Origin of the sequence: Candidatus Phyllobacterium onerii (assembly GCF_028331445.1) — a bacterium.
Taxonomy (GTDB): domain Bacteria; phylum Pseudomonadota; class Alphaproteobacteria; order Rhizobiales; family Rhizobiaceae; genus Phyllobacterium; species Phyllobacterium onerii.
In genome coordinates this window covers 1-318 of the sequence record NZ_JAQMHX010000055.1, presented here as the reverse complement: position 1 = coordinate 318, position 318 = coordinate 1, and the positions used below count along the sequence as shown (strand labels likewise).

1 protein-coding gene is annotated in these 318 nt (G+C 50.6%); it reads right to left on the bottom strand.

The features are described 5' to 3' along the window. Positions 1-215: hypothetical protein (locus PHA01_RS29175; protein WP_271899732.1), on the bottom strand; the 215-nt coding region annotated here is incomplete at its 3' end. Positions 216-318: the final 103 nt, after the last annotated feature.

The window sequence follows — 318 nt, the reverse complement described above, 5'->3', positions numbered from 1 at the left end:
CCGTTTACTGTTGTTACCGCGATAGTGGTTCCGGGATTCACCATGCACGCGGAATTGACCGCGACCGCGGGACTGGGACATGTTTGCGCGAGGGAAGCCGACGTGAAAGATGCTGCTGCGAGAACTGTCGAGGCAAAAAGGAATATGCTTTGCAGCCAACTCGCCTGTACTGCCTTCAGGAAGGCATTCACGACCTGCCGTTGGAGCGAGTTCATTGCTTCCCCCCAAGAGATGCCAATGCACGAATCCACTTAAAGTAAAATGCTCCCTTTTTTGACATCAGTCAAAATTGTTACGGTTACAGTCCTTTAGATTTAC